16 protein-coding genes are annotated in these 16,007 nt (G+C 73.5%); 11 read left to right on the top strand and 5 right to left on the bottom strand.

Annotated features, from left to right (window positions below; translation table 11 throughout):
- Positions 1-105: 105 nt before the first annotated feature.
- Positions 106-1,071, bottom strand: a complete 966-nt coding sequence (locus EDD33_RS16850; protein ID WP_123392152.1) for a sulfite exporter TauE/SafE family protein — start codon at positions 1,069-1,071, stop codon at positions 106-108.
- On the bottom strand, positions 1,071-2,300 hold the full coding sequence (gene cysC, locus EDD33_RS16845) for an adenylyl-sulfate kinase (RefSeq protein WP_246003571.1): 1,230 nt from the start codon (positions 2,298-2,300) through the stop codon (positions 1,071-1,073). The genes EDD33_RS16850 and cysC overlap by 1 nt, the downstream gene beginning before the upstream one ends.
- Positions 2,301-2,343: 43 nt before the next feature.
- Between cysC and EDD33_RS16840 the strand changes: the two genes are divergently transcribed.
- The 7 genes from EDD33_RS16840 (at position 2,344) to EDD33_RS16810 (ending at position 8,379) form a co-directional block, all read left to right on the top strand.
- A complete protein-coding gene (locus tag EDD33_RS16840) occupies positions 2,344-3,339 on the top strand; it encodes an asparaginase (RefSeq protein WP_123392149.1) in 996 nt (331 codons plus the stop codon).
- 110 nt (positions 3,340-3,449) lie between these two features.
- Positions 3,450-3,890 carry a helix-turn-helix domain-containing protein gene (locus EDD33_RS16835; protein ID WP_123392148.1) on the top strand — a complete coding sequence of 147 codons (441 nt, stop codon included), beginning with the start codon at positions 3,450-3,452 and terminating at the stop codon, positions 3,888-3,890.
- Positions 3,883-4,707: a hypothetical protein gene (locus EDD33_RS16830; protein ID WP_123392147.1), complete on the top strand. Its 825-nt coding sequence runs from the start codon at positions 3,883-3,885 to the stop codon at positions 4,705-4,707. Before EDD33_RS16835 ends, EDD33_RS16830 begins: the two co-directional genes overlap by 8 nt.
- A gap of 134 nt (positions 4,708-4,841) precedes the next feature.
- A complete protein-coding gene (locus tag EDD33_RS16825; RefSeq protein WP_211332578.1) occupies positions 4,842-5,132 on the top strand; it encodes a DUF2516 family protein in 291 nt (96 codons plus the stop codon).
- Between the two features lie 30 nt (positions 5,133-5,162).
- Positions 5,163-6,080 carry an alpha/beta hydrolase gene (locus tag EDD33_RS16820; protein WP_123392146.1) on the top strand — a complete coding sequence of 306 codons (918 nt, stop codon included), beginning with the start codon at positions 5,163-5,165 and terminating at the stop codon, positions 6,078-6,080.
- Between the two features lie 30 nt (positions 6,081-6,110).
- Positions 6,111-7,439 carry a protealysin inhibitor emfourin gene (locus EDD33_RS16815; RefSeq protein ID WP_246003570.1) on the top strand — a complete coding sequence of 443 codons (1,329 nt, stop codon included), beginning with the start codon at positions 6,111-6,113 and terminating at the stop codon, positions 7,437-7,439.
- A gap of 61 nt (positions 7,440-7,500) precedes the next feature.
- A complete protein-coding gene (locus EDD33_RS16810; protein ID WP_170169855.1) occupies positions 7,501-8,379 on the top strand; it encodes a type IV toxin-antitoxin system AbiEi family antitoxin domain-containing protein in 879 nt (292 codons plus the stop codon).
- A gap of 62 nt (positions 8,380-8,441) precedes the next feature.
- Here EDD33_RS16810 and typA read toward each other — a convergent pair whose 3' ends face one another.
- Entirely contained in the window at positions 8,442-10,352 is a 1,911-nt protein-coding gene (gene typA / locus EDD33_RS16805) for a translational GTPase TypA (protein ID WP_123392142.1), read from the bottom strand.
- Positions 10,353-10,518: 166 nt separating this feature from the next.
- Here typA and EDD33_RS16800 point away from each other — a divergent pair, with 166 nt between their 5' ends.
- Both EDD33_RS16800 and EDD33_RS16795 read left to right on the top strand, forming a co-directional pair.
- Positions 10,519-11,052 (top strand): arsenate reductase/protein-tyrosine-phosphatase family protein, encoded by a 534-nt coding sequence (locus tag EDD33_RS16800; RefSeq protein ID WP_123392141.1) that lies wholly within the window; start codon positions 10,519-10,521, stop codon positions 11,050-11,052.
- 44 nt (positions 11,053-11,096) lie between these two features.
- The gene (locus tag EDD33_RS16795; RefSeq protein ID WP_148077121.1) at positions 11,097-12,164 is read left to right on the top strand and encodes a hypothetical protein; all 1,068 of its coding nucleotides are present in this window, start codon (positions 11,097-11,099) and stop codon (positions 12,162-12,164) included.
- A 46-nt stretch (positions 12,165-12,210) separates the two neighbouring features.
- Here EDD33_RS16795 and EDD33_RS16790 read toward each other — a convergent pair whose 3' ends face one another.
- Positions 12,211-12,948 (bottom strand): SDR family oxidoreductase, encoded by a 738-nt coding sequence (locus tag EDD33_RS16790; protein WP_123392138.1) that lies wholly within the window; start codon positions 12,946-12,948, stop codon positions 12,211-12,213.
- Between the two features lie 135 nt (positions 12,949-13,083).
- On the opposite strand from EDD33_RS16790, the gene mshA reads away from it, so the two are divergent.
- A complete protein-coding gene (mshA, locus tag EDD33_RS16785; protein ID WP_123392137.1) occupies positions 13,084-14,379 on the top strand; it encodes a D-inositol-3-phosphate glycosyltransferase in 1,296 nt (431 codons plus the stop codon).
- A gap of 46 nt (positions 14,380-14,425) precedes the next feature.
- Positions 14,426-15,025 carry a type III secretion system chaperone family protein gene (locus EDD33_RS16780; protein WP_246003569.1) on the top strand — a complete coding sequence of 200 codons (600 nt, stop codon included), beginning with the start codon at positions 14,426-14,428 and terminating at the stop codon, positions 15,023-15,025.
- Between the two features lie 9 nt (positions 15,026-15,034).
- On the opposite strand, the gene EDD33_RS16775 is transcribed toward EDD33_RS16780, so the two are convergent.
- Entirely contained in the window at positions 15,035-15,967 is a 933-nt protein-coding gene (locus EDD33_RS16775; RefSeq protein ID WP_246003568.1) for a DMT family transporter, read from the bottom strand.
- Positions 15,968-16,007 lie beyond the last annotated feature (40 nt).

Genomic DNA, 16,007 nt, shown 5'->3' with positions numbered 1-16,007 from the left:
TCCCCCGATTTGAGTTGTCAGCCCTTTGTTGGACCAACGAGGTCCTACCCTAGGAGTCACGTCCCCAACCGCCCAGGGTGCGGTGACCTCCGCCACCCCTCCGGTCTAGTCCTCCGGGGCGCTGGTGTGGCCGTCGGCGGGGCCGGGGGAGCCCACGCGCCAGGCCGTCGAGTCGTTGTCGAACGCCGTCAGGCCGTGCCGGGTGCGCACGAAACCCCAGGCCAGCGGGCCCAGGAGCAGCATGCCGGCGCCGATGATGCCGACCCACGCGGGCGGGGCACCCAGCATCGTGAGTCCGGTGAGTGACAGGACGATGACGATCCCGCGACGGATGACCGACTGCGTCACCCACGCGGCCATCCGGGCGCCCAGGAACGTGCCGGGGGTGCCGCCGAGGACCAGCGGGATCAGCACCTCCCAGGTCACGCCCTGCGTGACGACGTGGCCGACCGCGGCGGCGAGGACGAGCGGGACGGCCTGCACCAGGTCGGTGCCGACCAGCCGCACCGCCGACAGCGTGGGGTAGATCAGCAGCAGCGCCACCATGATCAGCGAGCCCGACCCCACCGAGGTGATGCCGACCAGCAGCCCGCCGATCGCGCCCACCAGCAGCGTCGGGACGGCGCGGACGCGCGGCTGCTCCTCGCTCAGGGTGTTGCCGCCGGTCACGTGGCGCAGCTGGAGATACATCCGCAGGGCGTACGTCGCTGCGGTGAACAGCAACGCGCAGCCGATCGCGGTCTTCAGGAACTCCTCCTGCTCCGCGGCCGCTCCGACGCTCTTGACGATGAACCCGCCGGCGAACGCGAACGGCACCGACCCCGCCACCAGCAGCCCGGCCAGGCGCAGGTCGGGCGAGCCGCGCCGCCAGTGCACCGAGGCGCCCACCGACTTGTTGATGCTCGCGGCGACCAGGTCGTTGGCCACGGCCGCCGTGGAGGGGACCCCCAGGAAGATCAGCGCCGGCGTCATCAGCGCCCCGCCGCCCATCCCGGTCAGCCCCACGACGATGCCGACGCCGAAGCTGACGACGAGGACGGCGAGCGCGGAGAGGGTGAGGAGGTCGTCCATCAGGGCGTCTCGACGGGCTCGACCGGCACGGACAGCAAGAAGGGGAGCGCGGTGACCACCTCGGCGAGGCAGCCCTCGATGGTGCGGCCGGTGGTGTCGACGACGACGTCGGCGTCCTGCGGCTCCTCGTAGGGGCTGGAGATGCCGGTGAAGTCGGGGATCTCGCCGCGGCGGGCCCTGGCGTAGAGGCCCTTGCGGTCGCGCCGCTCGCACTCCTCCAGCGGCGTCGCGACGTGGACGAGCACCAGCTCGCCCCCGGCGTCCTCGACCATGGCCCGCACCTGCTGGCGGGTGGCGTCGAACGGCGCGATGGGGGAGGCGAGCGCGACGCCGCGGTGGCGGGCGACCTCGGCGGCCACCCAGCCGATCCGGGCGATGTTGGTCTCGCGGTCCTCGCGGGAGAAGCCGAGGCCCTTGCTCAGGTGGCGGCGTACGACGTCGCCGTCGAGGCTCGTCACGCTCCGCCGACCGTCCTCGAGCAGCAGGTCGTGCAGCGCCCGGGCGATCGTCGACTTGCCGCTGCCGGAGAGGCCGGTGAAGAGCACCACCACACCGACGTGGTCGTCGTCGGGCTGGTCCTGCTCGACCACGGCCGCGACCTCGGCGGGCCAGTCGTCGTCGGTGTCGGTGGCGCCGCCCGGGAGCGCGAGCACCTCGCCGGCGGCGTACGCGCTCACGACGTCGTGCCCGAGCCGGTGGTCGAGGTCGGCGTCACCGCGCGCCGCCAGGGGTACGACGACCACGTGGGCCGTCGTGCCGGAGCCCGCCAGCGCCCGGGAGGCGGCCAGCGTCGCCCGCACCAGCCCGACCGGGCTGACGCCCTGCGGGGTGCCGGTGCCGGACAGCGTCAGCAGCACCACCTCGCGCTCGCCCGCGCGCTCGGCGACGAGGCGCAGCGCGGCCTCGCCCAGCGGCGCGGTGACGGGGACGACGAGCGCGTCGGGGTGCTGCTCGCGGACCCGGGCGGGGGTGGCCTGCAGCCGTCGGAAGGGGCCGTACGCCGCCCGCGCGAGCGGCAGCAGGTGCTCACGGGAGTACAGCGCGAGCGGCAGCCCCTCGGGGTCGACGAGCTCGACCTCGCCGCCGGCCTCGACCTGGGCGGCGAGCTCGGCGGGCAGCTCGAGCCGGACGTCGTCGTCGAAGCTCGTGCGGGGGGCCAGGGCGCCGCTCAGCAGGACCTCGAGGTCGTCCAGCTCGCGCGGGGAGGGGCAGTGCTGGGGGGCGGGCACCGGGACATCGTGCCAGAGCCGACCCTTCAGTACCGTCGCGTCCATGTCGGACTCCCCAGCCCCCTCACCTGCCCCCGTCGTCGTCGCCGAGATCGTCCGCTCCGGGTTCACCGAGGGCCACCACCGCGGGTCGTGGGTGGTGCTCGACGCGGCCGGCGAGGTGGTCGCCTCCGCGGGCGACGCGGCCGGCCCGATGCTGCCGCGCAGCTGCAACAAGCCGGTGCAGGCGCTCGGCATGCTCGAGGCGGGGCTCGACCTCGACGGCGAGCTGCTCGCGCTGTCGTGCGCGTCGCACTCCGGCGAGCCCTTCCACCTCGACGGCGTACGCCGCATCCTCGCCGGCGCCGGCCTGTCCGAGGCCGACCTGCGGACGCCCCCCGACTTCCCGCTCGACGACGCGGCGCGCGAGCAGCTGCTCCGCGACGGCGGCTCCCGGGCGAGCGTGCTGATGAACTGCTCGGGCAAGCACGCCGCGATGCTCGCCACCTGTGTCGCCAACGGCTGGCCGACGGCGAGCTACCTCGACGTCGACCACCCGCTCCAGCAGCAGCTGACCCGCACCTTCGCCGCCACCACCGGCGAGGACGTCGCCGTCACCGCGGTCGACGGCTGCGGCGCCCCCCTGCTCTCGACGTCGCTGACCGGCCTGGCGCGGGCCTTCGCCCGGATCGCCACGGCACCCGAGGGCACGCCGGCGGGCCGCATCGCTGCCGCCATCCGCGCCCACCCGGCGTACGTCTCGGGCAGCACGCGCGACGAGCGCACCCTCCTCGAGGCCGTCCCCGGCGCGATCGGGAAGGCCGGGGCGGAGTCCTGCTACGTCGTGGCGCTGCCCGACGGGCGGGCGTTCGCGACCAAGACCTACGACGGGGGCGCGCGGGCGCGGCCGGTGCTGATGGCGGCGCTGCTGGAGCGTCACGGGGTGCTGGACGAGCCCGGGGTCGACGCCGACGCGGTGCGGCGTACAGGACGGGTGGAGCTGCTCGGCGGCGGCCGTCCCGTGGGCGAGGTGCGGGCGGTGCTCGACCCCCGTTCCTGAGAGTTGCTAGCACTGCTAGCACGAGGAATCCCTCGCGATACAGGGCGAATGTGACCGCGTTCACCCCCTCAGCGTTTGCATCTGCTAGCAGCAGCAAGCATGGTGGAGGCATGTCCAAGAGCAAGGTCGGCAAGACCGTTGAGTCGCTGGGGGACTACCTCCGCGAGCAGCGCGTCTCCGCGCAGTTGTCGCTGCGCCAGCTGGCCGAGCAGGCAGGGGTCTCCAACCCCTACCTGAGCCAGATCGAACGAGGTCTGCGCCGCCCGTCGGCCGAGGTGCTCCAGCAGCTCGCCAAGGCGCTGCGGATCTCCGCCGAGCAGCTCTACGTCCAGGCCGGCATCGTCAGTCCGGACGCCACGGAGGCCCGGTCGGTGGAGCTCGCCATCCTCGGCGACCCGGAGCTCAGCGAGCGGCACAAGCAGTCGCTGCTCGACGTCTACCAGGCGTTCCGGTCCTCGTCGCCGACGACGACCCCGCTCGTGGACCCCCCTGCTGCCGTGGTCGTACCCGACCAGGGTCATCAGCCAATCGAAGGAGAACAACATGGCTAAGAAGAACCCGATCAACGCTCTCGCCACCGAGGCCGTCAAGCCCCTGTACGCCGTCGCCGGCGCGACCGAGGTCGCCTACGAGATCGCCCGCGGCGTCGCTGCCGACGCCCAGAAGGGTGCGCAGGACCGCCTCGCCGACGTGCAGAGCCGGGTCGCCAAGGTCGAGCGCGACCCCAAGGCCCTCCAGGACCAGGCCGTCGGCATCGTCAACGACCGCGTCGAGGAGCTGACCGAGGACGCCAAGGACGCGCAGCGCAAGTTCGAGTCCCGCGTGGCCGAGCTGCAGCGCGACGTCAAGGCCCTGCCGGGCAAGGTCCAGGCCCAGATCGACGAGGCCATCGCCGAGCTGACCAAGACCTACACCGAGCTCGTCGAGCGGGGCGAGAAGCTCGTCGCCGCCGTGCGCAAGGACGGCTACAAGGCCGTCACCGCGCTGCGTGACGCGCCCAACTCCTCCACCGTGGTGCGCCGCGAGCGGGCCAAGACCGCGCAGGCCAAGCGGACCCCGGGCCAGAAGGCTCCCGCCACCAAGACCGCGAAGAAGGCCGGCGCCAACGCCCTGACCACCAAGTCGACTGCCAAGAAGGCCAGCGACACCGCCACCTCGGCCAAGAAGACCGCGGCCAAGAAGACGAGCGCTGCCAAGACCGCGGCCAAGAAGGCCCCGGCCAAGGCCGCTGCGAAGACCACGCAGAAGACCGCGCAGGCCGCCGAGAAGACCGCGGCGACCACGCAGAAGGCCGCCGCCTCGACGCAGAAGACCGCTGCTTCCGCCCAGAGCAGCGCTGCGAAGACCGCGGACTCCGCGTCCTCGTGAACTGAACCCCCGTCGTCGACGGACGACGGGCAGCTCGCCCTCTGGTGATCCCTCCCTTCGCCAGAGGCGCGGGCCGGCAGGCCCCCGGGATCTCTCCCGGGGGCCTGTTGCCGTCCGCCCTCTATCCTGGGGGCGTGGCCAGCATCTTCGAGTTCCAGAACGCGGTCGCGTCCATCTCCTTCCTCGTGCTGCTCGCGCTGAAGATCTGGGCGCTGGTCGATGCGCTGCTGCGTCCCGCCGAGGCCTACGAGGCGGCCGGCAAGCTCACCAAGCCGGCCTGGCTGCTGATCCTCGGCCTGGCCGTGGGGGCTGCCCTCGTCTTCCCGTCGGTGTTCGGGCTGCTCGGCATCCTGGGCATCGTCGCGGCGCTGGTCTACGTGCTCGACGTACGCCCCGCGCTCGTCTCGGTCACCCGGCGCCGCTGACCCCTGGGGTCGCCCGGCACACTGAGCCCCATGCCCGTCGACCCCCAGCTGGCCGGCCTGCTCTCGCTCATCGAGGGCGGCACGCCGATGCACCAGACCGACCCCGTGACCGCCCGCACCGCGTTCCGCACGCTGGCTGTGGACTTCCGCAAGCCCGAGGACGTCGTCCCCGTGGCGTCGGTCTCCGAGACCGAGGTCGCCGGCGGTGACGGACCCCGCGCCGCGCGGGTCTACCGCCCCGAGGGTGACGGGCCGTGGCCGGTCGTCGCGCTCTTCCACGGCGGCGGCTTCGTGATCGGCGACCTCGACACCCACGACAACCTGGCCCGCCGGATCTGCCGCGACGCGAGCGCCGTGGTGGTCTCGGTCGACTACCGCCTGGCCCCTGAGCACCCGTTCCCCGCCGGCCTCGAGGACGCCCTGGCCGCCACCCGCGACCTGCAGCAGCGCACCGAGGAGCTCGGTGGCGACGGCCGGGTCGCGGTCGCGGGCGACAGCGCCGGCGGCAACTTCGCCGCGGTGGTGAGCCAGCACGTCCCCGGCCTCGCCGCGCAGCTGCTGATCTACCCCGCCACCGACGGCGGCGGCGACTACCCCTCGCGCACCGAGAACGGCGAGGGCTACTTCCTCGACCTGCCCACGATGCTGTGGTTCATGGAGCACTACGCCCCGCAGGACCCGGCCGACCCGCGGTTCTCGCCGATCCACGGTCCGCTCGAGGGGCTCCCGCCCGCCGTCGTGGTCACCGCCGAGCTCGACCCGCTGCGCGACGAGGGCGAGGCGTACGCCGCCGCCCTCACCGCCGCGGGCGTGGGCGTCGACGTGCAGCGCTACGACGGCATGATCCACGGCTTCGTCGACATGGGTCCCTTCTCGGCGGCCGCCGAGCAGGCCACCGCCGACACGGTCGCGCGGTTCGCCGCGGTGCTGGGGTCGACGGCGGGCTGAGCCCGGCGCGGCCTTGTGTCGGCGCCCGAGATGGGTGACCTTGGACGGATGCGCTGCCACTTCATCCCCGCCTACCTCCTCGACCGGCTCGCGGACGGGGTCGACGACGACCACGTCGCCGGCCTCGTGCGTCGTACCCGTGAGATCGACCGGTCCCTGCGCGGCCGCCGCGTCGAGGGCCACCCCGCGATGGGCGGAGCGGTCTCCACGGCACGGTCCCAGGACGACGACTGGGAGGTCTACGACGCCCAGAACGGCACCGAGCTGCCCGGCACCCTGACCCGCACCTCGGGCCAGCCGGAGTCCGGCGACGCGGCCGTGGACGAGGCGGCGGTCGGGCTGACCGAGACGCTGCGGCTGTTCGCCGACTACGGGCGCGACTCCTACGACGGCAAGGGCGCGACCGTGGTGGCGACCGTGCACTACGAGAAGGACTACGACAACGCGTTCTGGGACGGCAACCAGCTGGTCTTCGGCGACGGCGACGGGACGGTCTTCGAGCGGTTCACCAAGCCCATCGACGTGCTGGGCCACGAGCTGGCCCACGCCGTCACGCAGTTCACCGCCAACCTCGTCTACCAGGACCAGTCCGGCGCCCTCAACGAGTCGATGTCCGACGTCTTCGGCGCCTGCATGAAGCAGCGCTTCCTCGGCCAGGACGCCGCGTCGGCCGACTGGCTCATCGGCGAGGGCATCTTCAAGCCCGACGTGCAGGGCCGGGCGCTGCGGTCGATGGTCGAGCCCGGGACGGCGTACGACGACCCGCGCATCGGCAAGGACCCCCAGGTCGGCTCGATGGCCGACTACGTCGACACCCAGGACGACAACGGGGGCGTCCACCTCAACAGCGGCATCCCCAACCGCGCCTTCGTGCTGGCCGCGCGGGCGATCGGGGGCGAGTCCTGGGAGGGCGCCGGCAGGATCTGGTACGCCGCCCTCACCTCCGGCGTGCCCGCCGACTCCGACTTCGGCACCTTCGCCGCCGCCACGGTCGCGGCCGCCGGCGAGCAGGCGTCGGTCGTCGAGGAGGCCTGGCGCGAGGTGGGGGTGGTCCCGGGCCAGTCGACCGGCACGGCATCGACCCCGACCGCCCCGGCGGAGACGGTCGCCGTGCGGCGTACGGGAGGGTTCGGGGGGTTGGTGCGCGAGGGCACCGTCGACCTGGCCTCCGACGACCCCCGTGCGCCGGAGGTGCGCCAGCTCGTCGAGCGGATCGACTTCCGGGCCGTCACCAGCCCGCCCCCGCAGCCAGACCGCTTCGTCTACGACTTCCGCTGCGGCCCCGACGGCTGCCAGGTGCCCGAGACCCACCTGACCCACGAGCTGCGTCAGCTCGCCTCGATCGTCCTGGGGGAGTAGCCCCGGGGCCGGCTGTGGACGGCCGGTTGCGGCGCCGTCGCCCCTGACGTGGGGTGGCGGCGTGGACGTCGTCGAGGCGCTGGTGCGGTGCGGCGGGGTGGCTCGGACGGCCGACGTGCTGCGAGTAGTGCCGCGTCACGAGCTGCGGCGGGCCGTCGAGCAGGGCCGGGTCGTGCGAGCTGCGCACGGCCGCTACCGGTTGCCGGACTACGACGCGCATGCCGCGGCCGCAGCGCAGCTGGGTGGAGCGTCGTCGTTGCTGTCGGCCGCGTTGGCCCACGGCTGGCCGGTGAAGCTGCCGCCCGAGCGCCCCCAGGTGGTCGTGCCCCGGGGTCGCAACGTCGGCGCACGTCGAGCCGGCGTCGAGCTGCGGTGGGCCGAGGTCTCGCGCGCGGAGCTCGACGCCGGTGTCACCGACCCGGTTCGCACGGTCCTGGACTGCGCACGTCACCTCGCCTTCGACGTCGCCCTCGCGGTGGCCGACAGCGCGTTGCGGGACGGTGTTCCGCTCACCGATCTCCTGCTCGCCTGCCAGAGGTCGCCCCGTTCGGGTCGCGGCCGGGCCTTCCGGGTGCTCGAGCAGGCCAGCCCGCTCGCGGCCAACCCCTTCGAGTCCGTGCTGCGAGCGGTCCTCATCGACGTCCCGGGCACCCACTTCGAGCCCCAGGTGTGGGTGGGCAACGTCGGTCGGGCCGATCTGGTCGACCGGTCACGACGGGTCGTCGTGGAGGCCGACTCCTTCGAGTTCCACTCCGACAGCGCCTCGTTGGCTCGCGACATGGAGCGCTACAACGGCTTCGTCGCCGAGGACCACCGGGTGCTGCGCTTCGCGTGGCGGCACGCGATGTTCGGCCAGGACTACGTCAGAGCCGTGGTCTCGTCGGTGCTCACGCCCGATCGACGATCAGTTCGCGTCTGCCCGACCTGTGCTGTCGCCTGAGGACGCACCGACGCCCGACGAACTGATCGTCCGTCGGGCGTGGGTGGTGGTGTGACGAGGTGTCAGCTGCGGCGCGCCCGGGCCGCGGTGCGGCCGCGGGTGTTGGCGTCCAGGTCGACCTTGCGGATCCGGACGGCGTCGGGGGTGACCTCGACGCACTCGTCCTCGCGGCAGAACTCCAGCGACTGCTCGAGGGAGAGCCGCTTGGCCGGGACCAGCTTCTCGAAGTTGTCCGAGGAGGAGGCGCGGACGTTGGTCTGCTTCTTCTCCTTGGTGATGTTGACGTCCATGTCGTCGGCGCGGGAGTTCTCGCCGACGATCATGCCCTCGTAGACCTCGGTGGCCGGCTCGAGGAACATCACGCCGCGCTCCTGCAGGTTGGTCATGGCGTACGCCGTGGCGGCACCCGACCGGTCGGCCACCAACGAGCCGTTGGAGCGCGAGCGGATGTCGCCGGCCCACGGCTCGTAGCCCTCGAAGACCTGGTGGGCGATGCCGGTGCCGCGGGTCTCGGTGAGGAACTCGGTGCGGAAGCCGATCAGGCCGCGGGCGGGGACCAGGAACTCCATGCGGACCCAGCCGGTGCCGTGGTTGGTCATCTGCTCCATGCGGCCCTTGCGGACGGCGAGGAGCTGGGTGATCGCGCCGAGGTACTCCTCCGGCGCGTCGATGGTGAGGCGCTCGACCGGCTCGTGGAGCTTGCCGTTGACCTCGCGCGTGACGACCTGCGGCTTGCCGACGGTCAGCTCGAAGCCCTCGCGACGCATCTGCTCGACCAGGATCGCCAGGGCGAGCTCGCCGCGGCCCTGGACCTCCCAGGCGTCGGGGCGCTCGGTGGGCAGGACGCGGAGCGAGACGTTGCCGACGAGCTCGGCGTCGAGCCGGTCCTTGACCAGACGCGCGGTCACCTTGGTGTTCTTGGTCGGGCCGCGGCCGGCCAGGGGGGAGGTGTTGGTGCCGATGGTCATGGAGATCGCGGGCTCGTCGACCTTGATCAGCGGCAGCGCGACGGGGTTCTCGGCGTCGGCCAGGGTCTCGCCGATCATGATGTCCGGGATGCCGGCGATGGCGACGATGTCACCGGGGCCGGCGGACTCGCCGGGCTTGCGCTCGAGCGCCTCGGTGACGAGCAGCTCGGTGATCTTGACGTTCTTGGTGGTGCCGTCGGTGCGCATCCAGGCCACGGTCTGGTTCTTCTTCAGCGTGCCCTCGTGCACCCGGACCAGGGCGAGCCGGCCGAGGAAGGGGCTGGCGTCGAGGTTGGTGACGTGGGCCTGCAGCGGCGCGCCCTCGGTGTACGTCGGGGCGGGGATCGTCTCGAGGATGGTGCGGAACAGCGGCTCGAGGTCCTCGGAGTCGGGCACGGCGCCGTTCTCGGGGGCCTCGAGCGAGGCCTTGCCGGCGCGGGCCGAGGCGTAGACGACCGGGAAGTCCAGCGCGTCCTGGCTGTGGGACTCGTCGAGGAGGTCCATGAAGAGCTCGTAGGTCTCGTCGACGACCTCGGCGATGCGGGCGTCGCCGCGGTCGGTCTTGTTGACCACGAGCACGACCGGCATGTCGGCGTTGAGCGCCTTGCGCAGCACGAAGCGGGTCTGCGGCAGCGGACCCTCGGAGGCGTCGACCAGGAGCACGATGCCGTCGACCATGGACAGGCCGCGCTCGACCTCGCCACCGAAGTCGGCGTGGCCGGGGGTGTCGATGATGTTGATCGTCATCGGCTTGCCGTCGGCCGAGGGGCCGGCGTAGTGGATCGCGGTGTTCTTGGCGAGGATCGTGATGCCCTTCTCGCGCTCGAGGTCACCGGAGTCCATGGCCCGCTCGTCGACGTGCTGGTGGGCGCCGAACGCGCCGCCCTGCCACAGCATCTTGTCCACGAGCGTGGTCTTGCCGTGGTCGACGTGCGCGACGATCGCGACGTTGCGGAGGTCGGTGCGGAAGCTGGCACCGGCCGAGCTGGGGGAGGGCGTGGACATGCGGAAGACCTTCGGTTCGAGGAGGTCGCTCGACTCAGGGGTGAGGAGGCGACGGGTCAGTCTATCGGCCGCGTGGGGATGCCCTGCACGGTGCGGGCGACCAGGAGCCGTCGGGCCGGTGACGGGGCCGTGACCGAGGTGGACGGCACCTCACTAGGGTGGGCGCGTGGCGGCGTACCGGGTCCTGGTCGTGTGCGTGGGCAACGTGTGCCGCTCGCCCCTCGGTGAGCGGCTGCTGGCCGCCCGGCTGGGCGAGGGCTTCGAGGTCTCCAGCGCGGGCGTCGGCGCCCTGGTGGGCGAGCCGATGGACCCCGAGGCGGCCGCGCACCTGGAGCGGCTCGGCGGCTCGGCCGACGGGTTCGCCGCCCGGCAGCTGACCGACGCGATCGTGCGCGACGCCGACCTGGTGCTCACCGCGACCAAGGAGGTCCGCGCCCGGGTGCTGCAGGAGTCGCCGGTGGCGCTGCGCCGCACCTTCACGCTGCGCGAGCTCGCCGCGCTCGTCGACGTCGTGGGGCCGCAGCCCGACCCCGCCTCGCTGGTCGCTGCGGCGGGGCGCGAGCGGTCGCGCGCCGCCCTGGAGGAGTACGACGTGGCCGACCCGTTCCGCCGGGGCGACGAGGCCCACGCGCTGGCCGCCGGCCAGGTCGACGAGGCCGTCACGCGGATCGCCGCCGCTCTGGGCGCCCCCACCGGCTGACGGCGTTTCGGCCCACGCTGGTGGGTCGTGCGACATTGGTGGGCATGCCCGCAGCACCCCGCCCCACCCGCACGCCCGCCCGCACCCTGCTCGCCGCGCTCCTCCCGGCGCTCCTGCTGACCGCCTGCTCCGGTGGCGGCGACCCCGGTGCCGATCCCGACAGCGGGGCCGACGCGTCCGGGACCCCCTCCGCGTCCCCGTCGGCACCGCTCCCGGCCGCTGCGCTGGAGGCCGGCACCTGCTGGGGCGACCAGCAGCTCCCCGCCGTGCTGGGCGAGGACGGCTTCACCGACTGGGTCGAGGAGCACGCCGACGGCGACGCGACCCTCGGGGAGTCGATGCGCGACGACGCGGCCTTCTCCGAGCAGGTCGAATGCGCCGAGCCGCACGCCCTCGAGCTCTACGCCACCGTCGCGCTCGCCCCGGCCCTCGACGAGCAGGTCACCTCCTACGCGAAGCTGCTCGACCAGGACTCCCCGCTGCAGGCCAAGGTGCGCGACCAGGTCAACCAGCGTTGCCTCGCCACGACGGCGTACGGCCGGGCGCAGCAGCGCGCCGGCGGCCTGCCGGTCCAGCTCGGGCCCGCCCTCGCCGAGCGGAGCGACCTGCACGTCGCGTGGGACCCGTTCCCCGCCACCTTGTGGGAGGAGGGCCAGCGCCGCTTCGTGTGCACCTTCGAGCAGGACGAGCCCGGCACGCTGCGGATGGCCGACCTGACCACGACGAAGGTGCCGGTCGCCGAGCGCGTCTGCGTCGACGTGCCCGGCAAGCGGGTGCCGTGCGCCAAGCCCCACGAGGGCGAGGAGATCGCCGAGATGGTGCTGAACACCGCCGTCGCCCGCGGCGACGTCAACGGCCGCCGGGCCGTGCGTGAGGGGGCGGACGGGAAGTTCGTGGCGCTCAGCGACGCGGAGTACACCAAGCTCGACCGCGTCTGCCGGAGCCTCTACCGCCGCGTCTCCACCGGTCCCGACGGCGTCGTCGCCAAGGCCTACCCCGGCTCGGTCGACCAGTGGCCGACCGAGGAGGGGGCCTACGTCGCCAGCTGCTTCGCCGTCGACGAGGACGACACCACCGCCACCCGGCGGGGGACGGTGTTCGACAAGGGCTGAGGGACTGCCGGTCGCCGGCGGAAACAGCCACCGCTCAGGCCGACACCTAGCCCTCCCGGTGGACCTTGTGCTGGGCGGCCTGCGCCCGAGGACGTACGACGACCTCGTCGATGTCGACGTGGGAGGGCAGCGAGGCGACCCAGCGGACGACCTCGGCGATGTCGTCGGCCACCAGGGGCTCGGCCACGCCCTCGTAGGTCTTGTCGCGCTTGTCCTGGTCGCCGCCGAAGCGGACCAGCCCGAACTCCTCGGTGGCGACCATGCCGGGGGCGACCTCGGTGAAGCGCAGCGGCTCGGCGACGTGCTCGAGCCGGAGCGTCTGGGTGACGACCTTGAGGCCGTGCTTGGCCGCGGTGTAGCCGCCCCCGCCCTCGTAGGCGACCCGGCCCGCGGTGGAGCCGATGTTGACGACCAGCCCGCCGCCGTCGGCGCGCAGCGCGGGGAGCAGGGCCTGGGTCACCCGGAGGACGCCGAGCACGTTGACGTCGTACATCCGGGCCCAGGTCTCGGGGTCGGCGGTCTCCACGCTCGCGGCGTCGAAGGCGCCGCCCGCGTTGTTGACGAGCACGTCGAGCGACCCCAGGCCCTCGGCCAGGGCCTGCACGGAGGCGGCGTCGGTGACGTCGCAGACCACGGCCGTGCCGCCGATCTCCTGCGCCAGGGCCTCGATGCGGTCCGCGCGCCGGGCGGCGCACACGACGGTGAAGCCGTCGCCGGCCAGGGCACGGGCGGTGGCGGCGCCGATGCCGCTGCTGGCGCCGGTCACGAGAGCGGTGCGGGTCACGGGTCCTCCGAGGGGTCACGTCGACCTCACCGCGGACCGGTGGGCCTCGCGAGCAATGATAGGGAGCGCAGGAGCCGGGCTCGACGGGGTACGCCGAGGGCGGGCAGCCAGCGACCACCCCCACGGAGGCACCAGATGACGCAGCCCGCGTCCCCGCTCGACGCCGCCCTGCGCCGCGTCGCGATGGTCAGCCTCCACACCTCGCCGCTGGACCAGCCGGGCACCGGCGACGCCGGCGGGATGAACGTCTACGTCCTCGAGCTGTCCCGCCGCCTGGCCGCCCGCGGCGTCGAGGTCGACGTCTTCACCCGCGCCACGTCGAGCACGTCGGCGCCGGTCGTCGAGGTGCAGGACGGCATCCGCGTCCACCACGTCTCGGCCGGCCCCTACGAGGGGCTGACCAAGCACGAGCTGCCCGCCCAGCTGTGCGTCTTCGCGCGCGAGGTGCTGCGCGCCGAGGCCTACCACCCGGTGGGCTACTACGACCTCGTGCACAGCCACTACTGGCTCAGCGGCCAGGTCGGGGCGCTCGCCCGCGACCGGTGGGGGGTGCCGCTCGTCCACACGATGCACACCATGGCGAAGGTCAAGAACGCCGCGCTCGCCGAGGGCGACACCCCCGAGCCGATGGCGCGGCTGATCGGCGAGGAGCAGGTGGTCGCGGCCGCCGACATGCTCGTGGCCAACACCGACGACGAGGCCTCGCAGCTGATCGACCTCTACGGCGCCGACCCCGGTCGCGTCGAGGTCGTCCACCCCGGCGTCGACCTCGACACCTTCCGCGGCGGCGACGCCGTCGGTGCCCGCGAACGGCTCGGGCTGCCGGCCCAGGGCCACGTCGTCACCTTCGTGGGGCGCATCCAGCCGCTCAAGGCCCCCGACGTGATGCTGCGTGCGGTCGCGGTGCTGCTGCAACGGCGCCCCGAGCTGCGCCGCAGCCTGACCGTCGCGGTCGTCGGCGGGCCGTCCGGGTCGGGGCTGGAGCAGCCCGACGGCCTGGTCCGCCTGGCCGAGCAGCTCGGCATCAGCGACCAGGTGCGGTTCGTCAAGCCGGTCGAGCAGGCCCGCCTGGTCGACTGGTACGCCGCGTCGAGCGTGGTCTGCGTCCCGTCGTACAACGAGAGCTTCGGGCTGGTCGCCGTGGAGGCCCAGTCGACCGGGACCCCGGTCGTCGCCGCTGCCGTCGGCGGGCTGCCCACCGCCGTGCGCGACGAGGGGTCGGGGCTGCTCGTCGAGGGCCACCAGCCCGAGGCGTACGCCGCGGCGCTCGAGCGGGTGCTGCTCGAGCCCGGCCTGCGCGAGCGACTGGCGCGCGGCGCCCGGACCCACGCCGAGCAGTTCGGCTGGGACCGGACCGCCGAGCGGATGCTCGCGGTCTACCGCGGAGCCCAGGAGAAGATGCGGGCCGACATCAGCGGCGTCGCGCTCTAGCCCGACCCCGGACCGGCCCTGGGCGGCCTCTGCCACCCTGGGAGGCGTGACCTCCCCCGACGCCTCCTCCGACGCCGCCCCCGAGTCCGCTGCCGACGACGCCGTGTCCGACGAGCCGCTGGCCCCCGAGCGGCAGCGTGCGCTCGACTCCGTGCTCGCGGTGCTGCGCGAGGCCGACCTGGACTGGACGCCGCTGTCGCGGACCTCGCTCAGCGTCGACCTCCCGGGGGAGAAGAAGCTGCAGACGCCGTGCCGCTTCGACGTCGGCCCGCACGCGCTGGGCGTCCACGCCTTCGTGTGCCGCCAGCCCGACGAGAACCACACCGGCGTCTACCGCTGGATGCTGGAGCGCAACATGAAGATGTTCGCCTTCGGGTTCGCGCTCGACGGGGTCGGCGACATCTACCTCGACGCGCGGCTGCCGCTCGAGGCGGCGACGGCCGACGGGGTCGACCGGCTGCTCGGCTCGGTCCTGGAGTACGCCGACGGCTCGTTCAACACCCTGCTCGAGCTCGGGTTCGCCTCCTCGATCCGCAAGGAGTGGGAGTGGCGGATCTCGCGCGGCGAGTCGGTGCGCAACCTCGCGGCGTTCCGCGGCCCGCTGCGGCTCGACGACCTCGGGTCGCCGGCCGACGAGCCGGCCTGACCCCGCTCCTCAGCCCCGGCTGCCGACCGGGGCCGGCTCGCCCGGCGTGGGCGTGCGCGGCCGCGGCCGACGACGGGCGACCGCCACGCCGAGCAGCGCGAGCGCGCCGCCGGCGTAGGCCATCGTCGGCGGGGCCTCGCCGAGGAAGACCAGCCCCAGCGCCACGGTGATCGGCGGCACGAGGTAGGTCGTGACGCCCAGGCTGGAGGCGCTCATGTGGCGCAGCGCGAAGGCGTAGGTCGTGAAGGCGATCGCGGTGGGGAACACCCCGAGGAAGACCAGCCACCAGATCGACGACGCGGGCGCCTCGCGCAGGTCGGCCACCAGCCGGCCGGCGAACGGCAGGCAGGCCACGGCGCCGACGGTGCAGGCGATCCAGGTGACGTGGACGGCCGAGAGGGTGCCCATGAGCGGCTTCTGCAGGACCACGCTCACGGCGTACGCCACGGCGCTGACCAGCACGAGCAGCACCCCGGTCACGTCGCCGCCGTCGCCTGCGGACGACGTGGAGACCGAGATCAGCGCCACGCCGCCGAACGCCAGCGCCAGCCCGAGACCCAGCCCGGTGGTGAACCGCTCGCCGAGGAACAACGCCGCCAGGAGCGCGATCAGCACCGGCGCCACCTGGACCAGCATCGAGGCGGTGCCGGCGTCGACCAGCAGCTCGCCGGCGTTGAGGGTGAGGTTGTAGAGCGCGAACCACAGCAGCCCGATCGACACCAGCCGCACCCACTGCGGCCGGGTCGGGCTCGGACGTCCCTGCGGCAGCGCCACCGCCGCGAGCGCCACGGCCCCGACCAGCAGCCGGCCCAGCGAGAGCGCGCCGGGGGAGAAGTCGTCGCCGAGGTGGCGGATCGCGACGAACGCCGAGGCCCAGAGGACCAGCGTCGTCGCCACGGCGGCCAGCGGCAGCCAGCGAGGCACGGTGGGGGTGGGTGTCACCCGCTCAGCGTAGGGACGGGCCCCGACAGGTCGCGACGCG

Origin of the sequence: Nocardioides aurantiacus (assembly GCF_003752505.1) — a bacterium.
Lineage (GTDB): Bacteria > Actinomycetota > Actinomycetes > Propionibacteriales > Nocardioidaceae > Marmoricola > Marmoricola aurantiacus.
Note: the sequence above shows the minus strand (reverse complement) of the source record. Positions and strands in the feature narration are given on the sequence as shown.